This is a genomic window from Streptomyces sp. NBC_01017, from assembly GCF_045162795.1.
Classification (GTDB): Bacteria; Actinomycetota; Actinomycetes; order Streptomycetales; family Streptomycetaceae; genus Streptomyces; species Streptomyces machairae.
Genome location: NZ_CP108683.1, coordinates 9,677,552 through 9,692,626, shown reverse-complemented (window position 1 = coordinate 9,692,626; position 15,075 = coordinate 9,677,552). Strand labels below are relative to the sequence as shown.

Sequence of the window (15,075 nt, the reverse complement as noted above, 5' to 3'; positions counted from 1 at the left end):
GTCTGCCGGTGTCCGTCGCGCTGGTTGCCATGCGACAGTCACTCATCCGAGTGGCTCTTGGTGTACCCGCTGCGTTCCGAGGGTGATGTTCATGTGACAACAGCACCCACTGAAACAGGAGTACGAATGCGTATTCGCACCGCGCTTGCTGCCGCCGCTCTCGGCACTCTGGTCGTCTTCGGCGGCGCTGCCGCCGCCCACGCCGATGTCGACGACCAGAGCAGCTTCGGCGCCGGAAGCCAAGAGAGCCAGGGCTGGCAGGAGCCCACGTTCAACGACCAGGGTGGCGCCGCCTTCGGCAGTGAAGGCAGCCAGGGCATGGATCAGGGGGCGGGCTTCGGTGACGCCGAGGGCGCTGAGGGCGCTGAGGGCGCCGAAGGCTCGTTCCTGCAGTAGTCAGGCGTAGCCGACGAGGACGTCTCGATGCGTGTCGCGCACGAGGCGTCCTCGTCCGTTGCAGCCACTCTGGCCCGCCGCGGCGACTGGGTGCGCGGGCGGGGCGGCGAGGTGATTCAGCCCAGCTTCTCGAGCAGTTCGACGGCGAGCGGGGCGGCGGAGGACGGGTTCTGGCCGGTGACCAGGTTGCGGTCGACGACCACGTGCGGGGCCCACGGCTCGCCGACCTGGACCTGCACGCCGGCCTCGGTGAGCCGGTCCTGCAGCAGCCACTTGGCCTTGTCGGCGAAGCCGGCCTGGGTCTCCTCGGCATTGGTGAACGCGGCCACCCGGTAACCGGCGAAGGTGTTGGTGCCGTCGGCCTTGGTGGCGGCGAGCAGTGCGGCCGGGGCGTGGCAGACGACACCCAGCGGCTTGCCGCTCTCCAGCGCGAGGGTCAGCAGCCTGCCGGACTCGGCGTTGACGGACAGGTCCTCCATCGGGCCGTGACCGCCGGGGTAGAACACGGCGGCGTAGTCGTCGAGGTTCACGTCCTCCAGCCGGACCGGCTGCCGCAGCTCCGCCATCGAGGCGAGTACGGCGGCGACCCGGTCGGCGTTCTCCTGACCGTCGTTGAACTCGGGCGCGAGGCTGCCCTTGTCGACGTGCGGAACGACTCCGCCCGGCGTGGCCACGACGACCTCGTGCCCGGCGGCCGTGAACGCCTCGTACGGGGCGACGGCCTCCTCGGCCCAGAAGCCGGTGGGGTGCTTGGTGCCGTCGGCCAGCGTCCAGTGGTCGGAGCCGGTCAGCACGAAAAGGATCTTCGACATGGAGTGCTCTTTCGAGAGACGGTGAGTCGATGTCCCGACGGTACGCACCTCGTGCCATTGGAATCCAATAGGCTCACACATATGAGACATAGAGATTCCGATGAGATGGAGGAGAGTACCCAGCTCAGCGGTGTGGCGCCGGTGGACCTCAACCTGCTGCGCACGTTCCTGGCCGTGTACCGCACCGGCTCCTTCACCGCCGCCGCCCGGGTGCTGGGCCTGTCGCAGCCGACGGTCACCACACAGATCCGCACGCTGGAGCGGCAGCTGGACCGGGAGCTGTTCCAGCGGCTGGCGCGCGGCGTCGCCCCCGCTCCGCACGCGGACGAGCTCGCCTCCCGGATCGTCGAGCCGCTGGACGCCCTCGCCACCGTCACCGGGCCGGGCGGCTCAGCCGACGTCCAGCCTGCGGAACCGGTGCATCTCGCCGGTCCGGCCGAGCTGCTGACCCACCGCGTCATGCCGGCTCTCGCGCCGCTGGTCGACAAGGGCGTACGGCTGCGCGTCACCCCCGGCCTGACCGAGCCGCTCCTGGAGGAGCTGCGGGCCGGCCGCCACGACCTGGTCCTGTCGACGTACCGGCCGCGTGGTCGCGCGCTTGCCTCGGTGCCGCTGATGGACGAGGAGTTCGTGCTGGTCACGGCTCCCTCCTGGGCGGAGCGCATCGGCGGTCCGACGCGGATCGCGGCGGCCGGGCCCGCCGCGCTGCACGGCGTGCCGCTCGTCGCCTACGCCGAGGACGTGCCGATCGTGCGCCGCTACTGGCGTCATGTGTTCGGCAAGCGTCTGGTGCGTCACCCTGCGGTCACCATGCCCGACCTGAACGGGGTCAGGGCCGCGGTGGCGGGCGGTGCCGGGTTCAGCGTGCTCCCCCGTTACCTGTGCGCGGCCGAGCTGGCGTCTGGCGCACTGGTCCTGCTGCACGACCCGGACGATCCACCGATCAACACCGGTTTCCTCGTGCAGCGCCCGGGCTCGTCCGGCAGTGCTCATGTCGCGCTGGTCCGCGACCACCTGCTGGGAAGCGCGCGCGACTGGTAACTGCCCGCATTTCAACCGGCGTTGGCCCGCGACGCATGGGTGCGCAGCGCCGGCAGGGCCTCGAACCGGAAGCGCGGGTCCGCGAGCCGGTCACCGAACAGCTCCTCCAGCCGGAGCAGCCGTTTGCGGGCCGTCTGCGGATGGATGCTCAGCGCCTTGGCCACTTCCGGAGCCGTACGCCCCCAGGACACCGACCACGTCTCCATCAGCCACAACGCCCCGGCCACCCGCCTCGTCCTCAACGCCCTCGACCCGGCCCACGCCCAACGCCCCACCTGCTGACGCCCGCGATCCCGTGGCCCGCGCGGATCACCCCCGCGCGGGTCACGGGCCGGGGCTCAGAAGCCGCGTGCATGTACCTCGGACCCACCTCGGCCGACGGCCGCACCGGCCGTACAGGCTCCGGCCGCGCACTCCGTCAGCCACTGGTCGAAGTCGGCGTCGTAGCGGGTGCCGATGTCGGAGGCGTAGACGGCGTATCCGCCCGCGTAGTCACCGACGCGGAAGCGGGCGAGCATCCGGTGGACGTCGGCCGGGTGGCGCTCGAACATGTAGCGGACGGCGAGGTAGCCCCACGGGTAGGTGCGGGTCACGTCGCTGTTGGTGTACGTGTTCTGGAACAGCGTGCTCAGCCGGTACGTGTGCTTGCCCGCCTCCGTGATCGCCTGGTCGTAGGTGATGCCGCGGTAGCCGTAGGAGACGTACTCGGCCACTCCCTCGATCCACCAGACGTCCGGCACCGAGATCTGCTGGGCGAAGTCGCCCTTCATGTTGTGGCGGGCGTCCAGGTAGTGCGTGTACTCGTGGTTGAGGTTCCAGATGCGGGCGGCGTGACCGTTGTCCTGCTCCTTCTGGTACATGACCGCGAACGGCCGGTTGGCGGGGTCCTCCGGGTCTCCGATCAGGGTCATGCCGCCGTTGTCCGTGCTGATCCCGAAGATCGCCCCGGCGTAGGTGCGGTAGTCGGCGGGGCCGGCGAAGACGACGAGGTCGATGGTCGACAGGTACTGGCCGGGTATGGGGCCGTCGTCCTTGACGAGTTCGTGTACGTACGCGTCCTGGCCGAGCACGCTGTCGCATGCCGCGTCGAGGTCGGCCGTGGTGAGTGCCTGGGCGCGGATGGTGTGGGTCGCGTCGCAGGGGTGGGTGATCGGCAGGGCGGCCCTGGTCAGTTGGCCGGTGAGGTCGCAGACGGCGTAGTAGGAGCAGTTGGCTTTGTCGTAGTACTCGGCCTGCGTCGCCACCGCGACCCACAGCCCGGCCGTGGGGCCGGTGATCCGTGACGCGCTCAGCAGTTGCCGGGTCAGCGGTCGCACCATGGCCCGCAGCGCCGGGTGTTCGACGTAACGGGCCAGGTTCATCCCGGCGTTGGACGCCAGATACGCCCGGTCGGTGGGCAGCAGGTCCAAGTGGTCGAGCGCGAACCTGTGGAGGGTCCGGACGATGGACGGGTCGGCGGCCACGGCGTTGACGTAGTCCGCGTTCCAATTGCCGCGCCACAGCGGGGTGTAGACCGCGTTGACGGCCGCGAGCATGCTGGGGATGGCGTCGTAGGAGCGGCCGTATCCGTTCAGCACCCGCCGGTAGACGTTCAGATAGCGGGCCTGCTGGTCGGCGCTGTCGGTGAGGATGAGGACCTCGCTCAGCACGTCGCCGTTCGCCGCCGTGACGTCCCTCGATGGTGTGCGGGCGAAGAAGGTGTCCAGGCCGCGGACGGTGTTCCGGGCCAGGCGGGTGCCGTAGGGGCCGACGTCGGTGGGGTTGTTGAACTGCACGTAGTAGCCGGCGCGCAGGAAGAGCACGAGCTGCCAGATGCGGGCGGAGTTGTCGCCGCGATAGCTCTGTGCCGTGCGTGTGAACGCCTCGGCGACGGTGACCATCTGGGCCTCACGGAAGACCGCGCGGGCGTCGGTGCCGGTGACCGCGAAGAGGCTGTTGACGCAGTCCGTGGTCGAGGCCTTGACGAAGGCCACCAGCGCGGATCCCGTTCTGCTTCCGAAGTCGGCGGGACTGCACGGGGCTGCCTTCGGGGCGACCTGCGCGCCGGGGCTGTCGGGATCGGGCGTCGGCGTCAGCGGCGGCAGGTGGGCGGGGGTGCGCTGCCGGTCGCGTTCGGCGGCGTGGTTGGTGGCGTCGACGGTCGATGCGGTCGGGGGCGGGGGTGGCGTCGACTTGCCCGACCCGGTGGGGAGCGGGGTGGTCTCGGCCGCGGGTGTCGCGAGTGCGGGCGTCGACAGCAGGCCGGCCAGGGTGACGCATGCGACGAGCGCGGCGGCCAGGTGTCTGGGCAGCACGAAGCGGTAGCGCATCTGGATTCCTCCACGGATGGATGCGCCTCGATACGGGTGCTGAGGCGTGTGAGGCACTGTCTCAACGCCCGCCCGGCCCAACAATGGCGTGTGACATAGCACATTGCACTGACCGGCCATAACGCCGGACGTCGTGGGCGTGACCCAAGTGGAGCCGGGAGTTGTGCCGCAGGGGAGCCGGGAGCTACGCCTCGCTCACGTTCCACATGCGAGCTGCCCACGTCCTCAAGTGCGGGGACTGGCCGACGAGTTCACGGTACGCGGCGGTGGCGGACTGCAGCAGTGCGTCGGCCGTCGCCTCGGTGACCACGTCACGCCGCCACGCCAGCACGTAACGGCACCACAGCGGCGTACCGATCAGCGGCTTGACGACGACCTGCGAGATGGGGCGCGTCGTCGCCTGCACGACGGCGACGCCGTGCCCGTCGGCGATCATTCCCTGCAACTCCAGCCGGTCGCCCAGGAATTCGTGCACCGCCGACGGGCTGAAGCCGGCCGCCGCGCAGGCCGCGTGGAAGACGCCGGGCCATCCGGCGCCGTCGTCCGGCGTCAGGAACCAGGCTTCCTCGGCCAGATCCGCGAGGGCGACCTGAGCGCGCTGTGCGAGCGGGTGGCGGGACGGCAGGGCGACGAAGTTCGGCTCGGTGACGATCCCGCGATGGGCCACGGCGTCGGAGTGCTCCAGCTCCCGGCCGGGGTAGTCCGCGGCGATGGCGACGTCCACCCCGCCCTCCTCCAGCAGTTCGACGATCCGGGAGGAGGCGTACACGCTGCTCACCGCGAGCGAGACGTCCGGCAGCCGGGCGCGGACACCCGACAGCATGCCCGCGAGCATCGGAGAGTTGGTCGCCGCCACACGCAGGGTCCGCCGCGAGGGAGCGGCGCCGGAGGCCGGCCGGCGTCCGATCGCGTCGGCACGGGCGAGGACGTCGCGGGCCTGGGCGACCACCTCGAAGCCGTACGCGGTCAACCGCACCCCGGCCGACCCGCGTTCGAACACCGACTCACCGAAGTACCGCTCGATCCGCCGGAGTTGGGTGCTCATCGCGGGCTGCGAGTAGCCCAGCTCCGCCGCGGCCCGGCCCACGCTCCCCGCGTCCGCGATGGCACACAGCACGCGCAGATGCCGTAGCTCCAGCTCCACCCTTCACTCCTCCTCAACATAGGGGTAAAAGGTAGCAAACTGGGGCAATCGCCCATCTCGCCGACCCCCCTTTGAACGATCGTCGCACCCTGCGGTTAGCATATGAGCGCCACCTAGCTCGAAAGATAGGCCCGTGACTGTCAACGACGACTCGTTCACCAACTGGAAGACCCGCGAGGAGATCGCGGAGTCGATGATCCCGCTCATCGGGAAGCTGCACCGGGAGCGGGACGTCACCGTCCTCCTCCACAGCCGCTCCTTGGTGAACAAGTCGGTGGTCAGCATCCTGAAGACGCACCGGTTCGCCCGGCAGATCGCCGGTGAGGAGCTCTCGGTCACCGAGACCCTGCCGTTCGTGCAGGCCCTCACCGCGCTCGACCTCGGCCCGTCGCAGATCGACATCGGCATGCTGGCCGCGACGTACAAGGCCGACGACCGCGGTCTGACCGTGGAGGCGTTCACCGCCGAGGCCGTCGCCGGTGCCACCGGAGCCAACAAGATCGAGCGCCGCGAGGGCCGCGACGTCGTCCTGTACGGCTTCGGCCGCATCGGCCGCCTCGTCGCCCGCCTGCTGATCGAGAAGTCCGGCTCGGGCAACGGCCTGCGGCTGCGTGCCATCGTCGTGCGCGGCGGCGGCGAGCAGGACATCGTCAAGCGCGCCTCGCTGCTGCGCCGCGACTCCATCCACGGCCAGTTCCAGGGCACGATCACCGTGGACGAGGCGAACAGCACGATCTTCGCCAACGGCAACGCGATCAAGGTGATCTACGCGAACGACCCGTCCGAGGTCGACTACACGGCGTACGGCATCAAGAACGCCATCCTCATCGACAACACCGGCAAGTGGCGCGACCGCGAGGGCCTGTCCGAGCACCTGCGCCCCGGCATCGACAAGGTCGTCCTGACCGCGCCGGGCAAGGGCGATGTCCCCAACATCGTGCACGGCGTCAACCACGACACCCTCAAGCCGGACGAGCAGATCCTGTCCTGCGCCTCCTGCACCACCAACGCCATAGTCCCGCCGCTGAAGGCGATGGAGGACGAGTACGGCGTGCTGCGCGGTCACGTGGAGACCGTCCACTCGTTCACCAACGACCAGAACCTGCTGGACAACTACCACAAGTCCGAGCGCCGCGGCCGTTCCGCGCCGCTGAACATGGTCATCACCGAGACCGGCGCCGCCTCCGCCGTCGCCAAGGCGCTGCCCGACCTCAAGGCGCGGATCACCGGCAGCTCGATCCGGGTCCCGGTGCCGGACGTGTCGATCGCGATCCTGAACCTCCAGCTCAAGCGGGAGACGACGCGCGAGGAGGTCCTCGACCACCTGCGTGACGTGTCGCTGACCTCGCCGCTGCGCCGCCAGATCGACTTCATCACGGCCCCCGACGCGGTCTCCAGCGACTTCATCGGCTCGCGCCACGCCTCGATCATCGACGCGGGCGCGCTGAAGGTGGAGGGCGACAACGCGATCCTCTACCTCTGGTACGACAACGAGTTCGGCTACTCCTGCCAGGTCATCCGCGTCGTCCAGCACGTCTCCGGGGTGGAGTACCCGACCTACCCGGCCCCGGCGGTCTGATCCCGCCCACGTCGACCCGCCTGCCGCCCTGCGCTGACCTGCGGCGGGCGGGTCGACGTTCGCGGAGCCCGCGCCCTCAGTGGCCGCGGAACGCCTCCTCCAGCCACCACGACCCTCGATCGGCGACGACCTTGGCGTCGACGAGCAACGGCGCGGTCCGCGGCCCGGCGACCCAGTCCACCACCGCCTTCAGGTCGGCCCGGGTCCGCACGGTCACCGCCTCGAAGCCGTAGCCCCGCCCCACTGCGGCGATGTCCGTCGGCGGGAAGCGCACCGTGTCCAGTGGATGCCCGTGCGGACCGAAGTGGTGCACCTCGGCGCCGTAGGCCTCGTCGTCGTAGACGACGACCACCATCGGCAGCCCGAGCCGGCGCACGGTGTCCAGATCCACGGCACTCATCAGCGCACCCCCGTCGCCGAGCGCCGCCACGGGCAGTCGGTCCGGCTGTGCCAGCGCCGCCCCGATCGTGGTCGCCAGCCCGAGCCCGATCGACTGGAAGGCCTGCGTGAAGCAGAAGCCCTTCTCGTCGGGCACCGACCAGTACGCGCTCGGGTAGCCCATGAAGTTGCCGGAGTCCACGCCGACCACCCGCTCCGCGGGCAGGATGTCGTCGAGCGCGATGCTGAGCGTCCTCGGATCGATCCGCTCCCGCGTGCTCCGGTCCTCGTACGGCACGTCACGCAGCCGCACCCGAGCGGCGATGGCCGCACGGACCTCCGCGGTCCGATACCCCTGCCGCTGTCCGTCCCCCGCCGCGAACACCTGGCGCGCGGTGAGCCCGACATCTCCGGTGACGCCGAGGTGCACCGGCCGGTGCGCGCCGAGCGCGGAGGTCTCGTCGTCGACCTGTACGACGGTGGCGTCGGCGCCGATGAGGTTGCCGTGCCGCATGGTCCACATGTTGAGGGCGCAGCCCCAGCCGACGATCAGGTCGGCGCCCTGGAGCAGTTCGGCGGCCAGGGGCGAGGCGAAGCCGCCGGAGATGCCCAAGGACCAGGGATTGCCGTGGAAGAGCCCGTGGGTGACGGCTGAGGTCGCCAGCAGCGCGCCGTGCCGCTCGGCGAGCGACTCCAGGGCCTCGCGACAGCCCGGCCCGCGTGCTCCCCGGCCGGCCACGAAGACGGGCCGTCGGGCCTGCCCGAGCAGCCGGGACAAGGCAGCCACCTCGTCGGCGTCCGGCTCGACCGCGGCCCGCTGCGGCGGGGGCGCCGCCTGCGCCGGCGCGCCGTCGGGCACCTCCAGCGCCTGCACCGGCAGCGGAAGGTTGAGCAGGACGGTACGCCGCTCCCCCACCGCGAGCCGTACCGCCGAACAGGCCTGCTCGACCGCTTCCTCCGCCGACGTGACCCGGACCGTGACCGCGCCCACCGCGCGGGCCAACGCCTCTTGGTCGACATAGAAGTTGGACCGGGGCTCGGTCACCTCGGCGGCCAGGACGACGAGCGGCGTACGGCTCTTCGCCGCCTCCGTGATTCCGGTCATCGCGTTGGTCAGGCCGGGCCCCTGATGCACGCTCACGGCGGCGACCGTGCCGCTGGTCCGGGCGTACGCGTCGGCCATCGTCGCCGCACCGCCCTCATGGCGTGCGGCGACGAACCGTGCCCCCGCCGCGACCATCGCGTTCGTCACGTGGAAGTTGCCCGATCCGACCACCCCGAAGACCTGGCCGACCCCGGCCGCGCACAGCGCCCGGCCCACCGCTTCCGCGACGTTCATGAGCGCTCCACCAGGGCAAGCACCCGCGCCGGAGCCCCGGAGCCGGTGACGATGGGCAGCGGTCCGGCGATGACGACGGCGCCGGTCGGCGGCAGCGCGGCGAGGTTCTGCAACTGCGTCAGACCGTACTTGCCGCTGCCCATGAGGTAGGAGTGGCACGGAAAGGCGGGCTCGAACGAGTGCGCGCCCCCGGCATCCGTGCCCACCGTCTCGACGCCGAGGCCGGTCACCGGCGACTCCTCGGCGACCCAACGGGCGCACTCCACCGACAGTCCGGGGGTGTGCGGGCCGTTCTCGTCGGCGTTGAGGAACGCCTCCTGGGAGTGCGAGCGCGCGTCCCAGCCGGTACGCAGCAGCAGCCAGCCGCCTGCGGGCAAGGGGCCGTTCTCGGCTTCCCAGGCCTTCACGTGGTCGACCTCGACCAGGAAGTCGGGGTTCTTGGCCACCTCGGTGGTGAAGTCCAGGACGACCGCGGGTGCGATCAGCTTGCCGGCCGGCACCGAGGCCACGTCGGTGAGGTCCTTGCCGGTGACCCAGTGGTTGGGGGCGTCGAAGTGGGTGCCGGTGTGCTCGCCGCTGCGGAAGTTGTTCCAGTACCAGGCGGGGCCACGGTCGTCGTACCGGCTGATCTCCTCCAGTTCGAAGACGGCGGTCTGCCCGAACTGGGGCGGCAGCTGGATCACCGGTGTCGACGACGACAGGGGCGAGGTGAGGTCGACGACTTCGATCGATCCACCCCGCAGCCCGGACACCAGCGCGGCAAGGACGGACGGCTCAGGCATGGGCGCCTCCTCGGTCGGTGCTCTCCATGACAGCATCGCAGCCGTATTTCCCACCCCTTGACGCACCAATAACAACAGTGGCTTGATGAGATATGGGAGCGCTCCCACTTCCATTCGGGAAAGGGAACACCATGCGCGACACTCGCCGATCAGGCTTACAACTCCCGCCACGCTCAGGGATGTTGGCTGCCCCCAGGAGATCCCGCACCTCGGCCGTCCCACGGCCGGTCACCGTAGCCGCAGCCCTCCTGGGGCTTCTCCTCCCGCTGCTGGCCCTCGTCACGCCCGCCCATGCCGCGCCGCCGGGCTTCCGTGTCGCGAACGGGCGGCTGCTGGAGGCGAACGGGAACGACTTCGTCATGCGGGGCGTCAACCACGCCCACACCTGGTACCCGGACCGCGTCAGCTCCCTCGCCCACATCAAGGCCAAGGGCGCCAACACGGCGCGGGTGGTCCTCTCCAGCGGGGACCGCTGGACCCGCAACGACACCGCCGACGTGGCGAACGTCGTCGGCCAGTGCAAGCAGAACCGGCTCATCTGTGTCCTGGAGGTCCACGACACCACGGGCTACGGCGAACAGAGCGGCGCCGTCACCCTCTCCCGTGCCGCCGACTACTGGATCGCTGTGCAGAGCGCGGTGCTCGGCCAGGAGGACTACGTCATCGTCAACATCGGCAACGAGCCGTACGGCAACACGAATTACACGGCGTGGACGGCCGACACCAAGGCTGCCGTCCAGAAGCTGCGCACCGCCGGTTTCCGGCACACCCTCATGGTCGACGCGCCCAACTGGGGTCAGGACTGGGCGTTCACGATGCGCGACAACGCCGCCTCGGTGTTCGCGGCCGACCCGGACGCCAACACGGTCTTCTCCATCCACATGTACGGCGTCTTCGACACGGCCGCCGGGATCAGCGACTATCTGAACCGCTTCGTGACGGCCCAACTCCCCATCGTCATCGGCGAGTTCGGCCACAACCACTCGGACGGCGACCCCGACGAGGACACCGTCCTCGCCGTCACCCGGCAGCTCGGGCTCGGCTATCTCGGCTGGTCCTGGAGCGGCAACGGCGGCGGGGTCGAGTACCTGGACATGGTCACGAACTTCGACCCGAACCAGTTGACGTCCTGGGGGCAGTGGATCTTCAACGGTGCGAACGGCATAGCCGCCACGTCCGAGGAAGCCACCGTCTACTCCGCCTCCGGCGGCGACACCACTCCCCCGACCACGCCCGGGACGCCGGCCGCCTCCGCCGTGACGTCCTCGTCCGCCACCCTGAACTGGAGCGCCTCCAGCGACGCGAACGGCGTGACGGGCTACGACGTCATCCGCGTCGCCGGCACGACCGAGACCGCCGCCACCTCGACGACCGGCACCTCCGCCACGGTCACCGGTCTCACCCCGGCGACCTCGTACACCTTCGCCGTCTACGCGCGCGACGCGGCGGGCAACCGCTCGCAGCGCTCGGGCACCGTGGCGGTCATGACGTCGTCCGCAGGCTCGTCGGCGACCTGCGGTGTCGCCTACCGGGTGGCGAGCGAGTGGCCCGGCGGCTTCCAGGGCGAGATCGCCATCCGCAACACCGGCAGCTCGGCGATCAACGGCTGGACGTTGCGCTGGACCTTCCCCGACAGCCGGCGCGTCAGCAACCTGTGGGGCGGCACCGCGACCCAGAGCGGCGGCGATGTGAGCGTCACCTCCGCGTCGTACACGGCGTCGATCCCCCCGGCAGGTTCGGTCACCCTCGGCTTCACGGCCACGATGGGCAGCGCCAACCCGAACCCGGCCGCCTTCTCGCTGAACGACTCCACCTGCTCCCTGACCTGACCCGCACGCGCTCGCACTGCTTGGCGTCCTGGCAGGTCAGGGCGCCAAGGAAGCCCCGTCCTCAGCACAGGACCGTGACAGGAGCCACACAGCCCCCGTGTACGGCACACGGAGACCGTGCGGATAAGGTGAGGCTGGCCTAATAGAAGGCCACCTGTGCACCATAGGGAGCCCTGTCATGCTTCACCGGCGCCGCGGCACAGCCGCCGTCGCTCTTGCCGTCGCCGCCGCACTGTCCCTCGCGGCCTGTGGCAGCTCCAACGACGGTTCGGACAACGCGGGTTCCGCGGCCGGGTCCGGCAACAAGAAGGACGTGGCCAAGGGCGGCAAGGACTTCGCGTCCGCCGCCGAGAAGACCGCCGCGATGGGCACCGACGCCAAGCCGGGCCAGTGGCCGCGCACCATCGAGCACGCCATGGGCGAGACGGTCATCGACTCCCAGCCCAAGCGTGTGGTGGTCCTGGACGTCGGCGAGCTCGACAACGTCGTCTCCCTCGGCATCAAGCCGGTCGGCCTCGCCCCCACCGAGGGCTCCCCCGAGCTGCCTTCCTACCTGAAGAAGGACGCCGGCAGCCCCAAGAACGTCGGCACGATCAACAACCTCAACCTGGAGGCGATCGCCGGGCTCAAGCCGGACCTGATCCTCGGCAGCCAGCTGCGCGCCGCGGACAAGTACGACGAGCTGTCGAAGATCGCGCCCACCGTCTTCTCCATCCGGCCCGGCTTCACGTGGAAGGAGAACTACCTCCTCAACGCCGCGGCCCTGGACAAGACCGCCGACGCCAAGGCGAAGCTCGCCGCCTACGACAAGAAGGTCGACGCGCTCGACGCCCAGCTGGGCGCCGACAAGCCGACCGTGTCGATGGTGCGTTACCTGCCCGACGGCGTGATCCGGCTGTACGCCAACGCGTCGTTCATCGGCACCATCCTCAAGGACGCCGGCATCCCGCGCCCGAAGAACCAGGACATCGAGGACCTGGCCGCCGAGGTCAGCGCCGAGAACATCGACCAGGCGGACGCGGACTACATCTTCACCGGCGTGTACGGCGACGCGAAGGCCACCGACAAGTCCCGCGCGCAGGGCAACCCGCTGTGGAAGAACCTGAAGGCGGTCAAGGCCGGGCACGCGTACGACGTCCCGGACGAGACCTGGTACCTGGGCCTGGGCGTCACCGCGACCGACGAGGTCCTCGCGGACCTGGAGAAGTACCTCACCGAGTAAGGCCCTTGCACAGAACCAAGTAAGGCCCTTGTACGGACAGGGGAATTCGGCTGCCACACGGCATGAGCACCAGCAAGAGGAACCGCATGTCCCGTGCCACCCGGCGTCGTGTCGCCTGGACGGTCGCGGGCATGCTCCTGCTGCTGGTCGCCGTCCTGCTGAGCCTCGCGCTCGGCAGCCGGCAGATCCCGCCGGCCCAGGTGTTCGACGCCCTGCTGCACGGCGGCGCCGGCGACAACGCGCAGGTCGTGCGGGCGCTGCGGGTTCCCCGCACGGTCATCGGCGTCATGGTCGGGCTCGCCCTGGCGGTCGCCGGGGTCGTCATGCAGGGCATCACCCGGAACCCGATCGCCGAGCCCGGCGTCCTCGGCGTCAGCCAGGGCGCCTCGCTGGGCGTCGTCTGCGCGATCGCGTTCCTGGGGGTGCACTCGCCGGCCGGCTATGTGTGGTTCGCGTTCACCGGTGCGGGGCTGGCCGCGGTGGCCGCCTACGCGGTGGCGGGCAGCGGACGCGGCGGTGCCTCGCCGGTCAAACTGGCCCTGGCCGGGGCCGCGATGAACGCGTTCATCGCCTCCATCGTCTCCGCCATCGTCACGACCGACGCCCGCGCCCTGGACGAGTTCCGCTTCTGGGACGTCGGCTCGATCGGCGGCCGGGACGGTGACGTGGTCGCGCAGACCTGGCCGTTCGTCCTGGTGGGGCTGTTGCTGGTCGCCGTCGTGGCACGAGGGCTCGACGCTCTGGCGCTCGGGGACGACGTGGCGAGGGGGCTCGGTCACCGGGTCGCGCTGCTGCGGGCCGTCGGCGCGCTCGCCGCGACCGTGCTGACCGGGGTCGCCGTCGCGGTCGCCGGTCCGATCGCGTTCGTCGGGCTCGCCGTCCCGCACATCGCGCGGGCCCTGGTGGGCGCCGACCACCGGTGGGTGCTGGCCCTGTCCGCGCTGCTGGGTCCCGCGGTGATCCTCGTGTCGGACGTGCTCGGCCGTGTCCTCTTCGCGCCCTCGGAGGTGCCAGTGGCCGTGATGACCGCGTTGCTCGGCGTGCCGTTCCTGGTCGCGCTGGTACGCAGGAAGGCGACGGTGCCGGCGTGACCCAGCCCCTCGATCGAACCGCCCCCGCACCTCGTGGCCTCCGGCCCTCCGGCTACACCGTCGTCCGTGTGCGGGACGGCAGCTTCCTGCTGCACCGCCGGGCGTGTGCCGTCGCCGTGCTGCTGGCAGCCGTACTCGCGGTGACGGTCGTCGTGTCCCTGTGCGTCGGCGAGTCGTACGTCTCCCCCACGGAGGTCGTGCGGGTGCTGCTCGGGCAGCCGAGCCCCGACGAGCTCGTCGTCGGCACGCTCCGGCTGCCCCGACTCGTGACGGGCCTGCTGGTCGGCGCCGCGTTCGGCGTCTCCGGCGCGCTGATCCAGACCGTCGCCCGCAACTCGCTCGCCAGTCCGGACGTCATCGGCGTCACGCACGGCGCGGGCGCGGCAACGGTGACCGCGATGACCTTCGGGCTCACGTCGTACACCGTCCTGCCGTACGTCTCGGTCCTGGGCGGGCTCTCGGCCGCCGTGCTCGTCTATGCCTTCGCCTGGCGGGGCGGCCTGCACGCGACGCGCTTCGTGCTCGTCGGAATCGGCGTGTCCATCGCGCTCGGCTCGCTGACCAGGCTGTTCCTCACCAAGGGCGACTATCTGGTCGCCCAGCAGGCCAAGGTGTGGCTGACGGGCTCGCTCAACGGCCGGGGCTACGACCAGGCCGCGCCGCTCGCCTGGGTCCTGCTGGCCATGGTCCCGGTCCTGCTGTGGGCGGCGCACGCGCAGCGCATGGTGTCCCTGGACGACAGCACGGCGACCGCGCTGGGCGTGCGGCTGGGTCCGGTCCGGCTGGGTCTGACCGCGCTCGGCGTCGTACTGGCCTCCGTCGCGACCGGCGCCGCCGGCCCGGTCGACTTCGTGGCGCTGCTGGCCCCCCAGATCGCCCACCGGCTGACCCGCACCGCCCAGATCCCACTGCTGTCCTCCGCCCTGGCCGGCGCCACGATCGTGCTCGTCGCGGACCTGCTGGCCCGACGGATGTTCTCCCCGGTCGAGCTGCCGGTGGGCGTCCTCACGGCGGCCGTCGGAGCGCCGTATCTGATGTGGCTCATCGCCCGCACGCGCATTCGTCGCTGAAAAGGGAACCCGAGCGGGGGAAAAGGCGTTCTCATCTGGTAACGGGGTGGGTCGGCCCGACGGCCGACGACAAGGACGAGGGT

At 70.6% G+C, this 15,075-nt stretch carries 14 protein-coding genes; 8 read left to right on the top strand and 6 right to left on the bottom strand.

What is annotated here, in order from left to right; translation table 11 throughout:
* Positions 1–126 precede the first annotated feature (126 nt).
* The gene (locus tag OG331_RS44340) at positions 127–396 is read left to right on the top strand and encodes a hypothetical protein (RefSeq protein ID WP_406208043.1); all 270 of its coding nucleotides are present in this window, start codon (positions 127–129) and stop codon (positions 394–396) included.
* A gap of 116 nt (positions 397–512) precedes the next feature.
* Here the strand turns inward: OG331_RS44340 and OG331_RS44335 are convergent, their stop codons facing one another.
* Complete coding sequence (locus OG331_RS44335; RefSeq protein ID WP_406208040.1) at positions 513–1,208, bottom strand: type 1 glutamine amidotransferase domain-containing protein; 696 nt, start codon at positions 1,206–1,208, stop codon at positions 513–515.
* 81 nt (positions 1,209–1,289) lie between these two features.
* Between OG331_RS44335 and OG331_RS44330 the strand changes: the two genes are divergently transcribed.
* Entirely contained in the window at positions 1,290–2,249 is a 960-nt protein-coding gene (locus OG331_RS44330; protein WP_406208037.1) for a LysR family transcriptional regulator, read from the top strand.
* Positions 2,250–2,260: 11 nt separating this feature from the next.
* On the opposite strand, the gene OG331_RS44325 is transcribed toward OG331_RS44330, so the two are convergent.
* Complete coding sequence (locus OG331_RS44325; protein ID WP_406208035.1) at positions 2,261–2,413, bottom strand: helix-turn-helix domain-containing protein; 153 nt, start codon at positions 2,411–2,413, stop codon at positions 2,261–2,263.
* Between OG331_RS44325 and OG331_RS44320 the strand changes: the two genes are divergently transcribed.
* Complete coding sequence (locus OG331_RS44320) at positions 2,406–2,531, top strand: hypothetical protein (protein ID WP_406208033.1); 126 nt, start codon at positions 2,406–2,408, stop codon at positions 2,529–2,531. The genes OG331_RS44325 and OG331_RS44320 overlap by 8 nt on opposite strands.
* A 56-nt stretch (positions 2,532–2,587) precedes the next feature.
* On the opposite strand, the gene OG331_RS44315 is transcribed toward OG331_RS44320, so the two are convergent.
* Entirely contained in the window at positions 2,588–4,558 is a 1,971-nt protein-coding gene (locus tag OG331_RS44315) for a collagenase (RefSeq protein WP_406208030.1), read from the bottom strand.
* Positions 4,559–4,742: 184 nt separating this feature from the next.
* Complete coding sequence (locus OG331_RS44310; RefSeq protein WP_406208027.1) at positions 4,743–5,702, bottom strand: LysR family transcriptional regulator; 960 nt, start codon at positions 5,700–5,702, stop codon at positions 4,743–4,745.
* Between the two features lie 133 nt (positions 5,703–5,835).
* Here OG331_RS44310 and OG331_RS44305 point away from each other — a divergent pair, with 133 nt between their 5' ends.
* Positions 5,836–7,281, top strand: coding sequence for a glyceraldehyde-3-phosphate dehydrogenase (locus OG331_RS44305; RefSeq protein WP_328883649.1), 1,446 nt, complete (start codon positions 5,836–5,838; stop codon positions 7,279–7,281).
* A 76-nt stretch (positions 7,282–7,357) separates the two neighbouring features.
* Here OG331_RS44305 and OG331_RS44300 read toward each other — a convergent pair whose 3' ends face one another.
* Positions 7,358–8,998 carry a thiamine pyrophosphate-binding protein gene (locus OG331_RS44300; RefSeq protein WP_406208024.1) on the bottom strand — a complete coding sequence of 547 codons (1,641 nt, stop codon included), beginning with the start codon at positions 8,996–8,998 and terminating at the stop codon, positions 7,358–7,360.
* Positions 8,995–9,780 (bottom strand): cyclase family protein, encoded by a 786-nt coding sequence (locus tag OG331_RS44295; RefSeq protein WP_406208021.1) that lies wholly within the window; start codon positions 9,778–9,780, stop codon positions 8,995–8,997. The genes OG331_RS44300 and OG331_RS44295 overlap by 4 nt, the downstream gene beginning before the upstream one ends.
* Before the next feature lie 179 nt (positions 9,781–9,959).
* Here OG331_RS44295 and OG331_RS44290 point away from each other — a divergent pair, with 179 nt between their 5' ends.
* The 4 genes from OG331_RS44290 to OG331_RS44275 all read left to right on the top strand — a co-directional run bounded on the left by OG331_RS44290 (position 9,960) and on the right by OG331_RS44275 (position 14,992).
* Positions 9,960–11,609: a cellulase family glycosylhydrolase gene (locus tag OG331_RS44290; RefSeq protein ID WP_406208019.1), complete on the top strand. Its 1,650-nt coding sequence runs from the start codon at positions 9,960–9,962 to the stop codon at positions 11,607–11,609.
* Between the two features lie 178 nt (positions 11,610–11,787).
* The gene (locus OG331_RS44285; RefSeq protein WP_406208016.1) at positions 11,788–12,831 is read left to right on the top strand and encodes an ABC transporter substrate-binding protein; all 1,044 of its coding nucleotides are present in this window, start codon (positions 11,788–11,790) and stop codon (positions 12,829–12,831) included.
* 86 nt (positions 12,832–12,917) lie between these two features.
* Positions 12,918–13,922 (top strand): FecCD family ABC transporter permease, encoded by a 1,005-nt coding sequence (locus OG331_RS44280; protein ID WP_406208013.1) that lies wholly within the window; start codon positions 12,918–12,920, stop codon positions 13,920–13,922.
* The gene (locus OG331_RS44275; RefSeq protein WP_406208010.1) at positions 13,919–14,992 is read left to right on the top strand and encodes a FecCD family ABC transporter permease; all 1,074 of its coding nucleotides are present in this window, start codon (positions 13,919–13,921) and stop codon (positions 14,990–14,992) included. Before OG331_RS44280 ends, OG331_RS44275 begins: the two co-directional genes overlap by 4 nt.
* Positions 14,993–15,075: the final 83 nt, after the last annotated feature.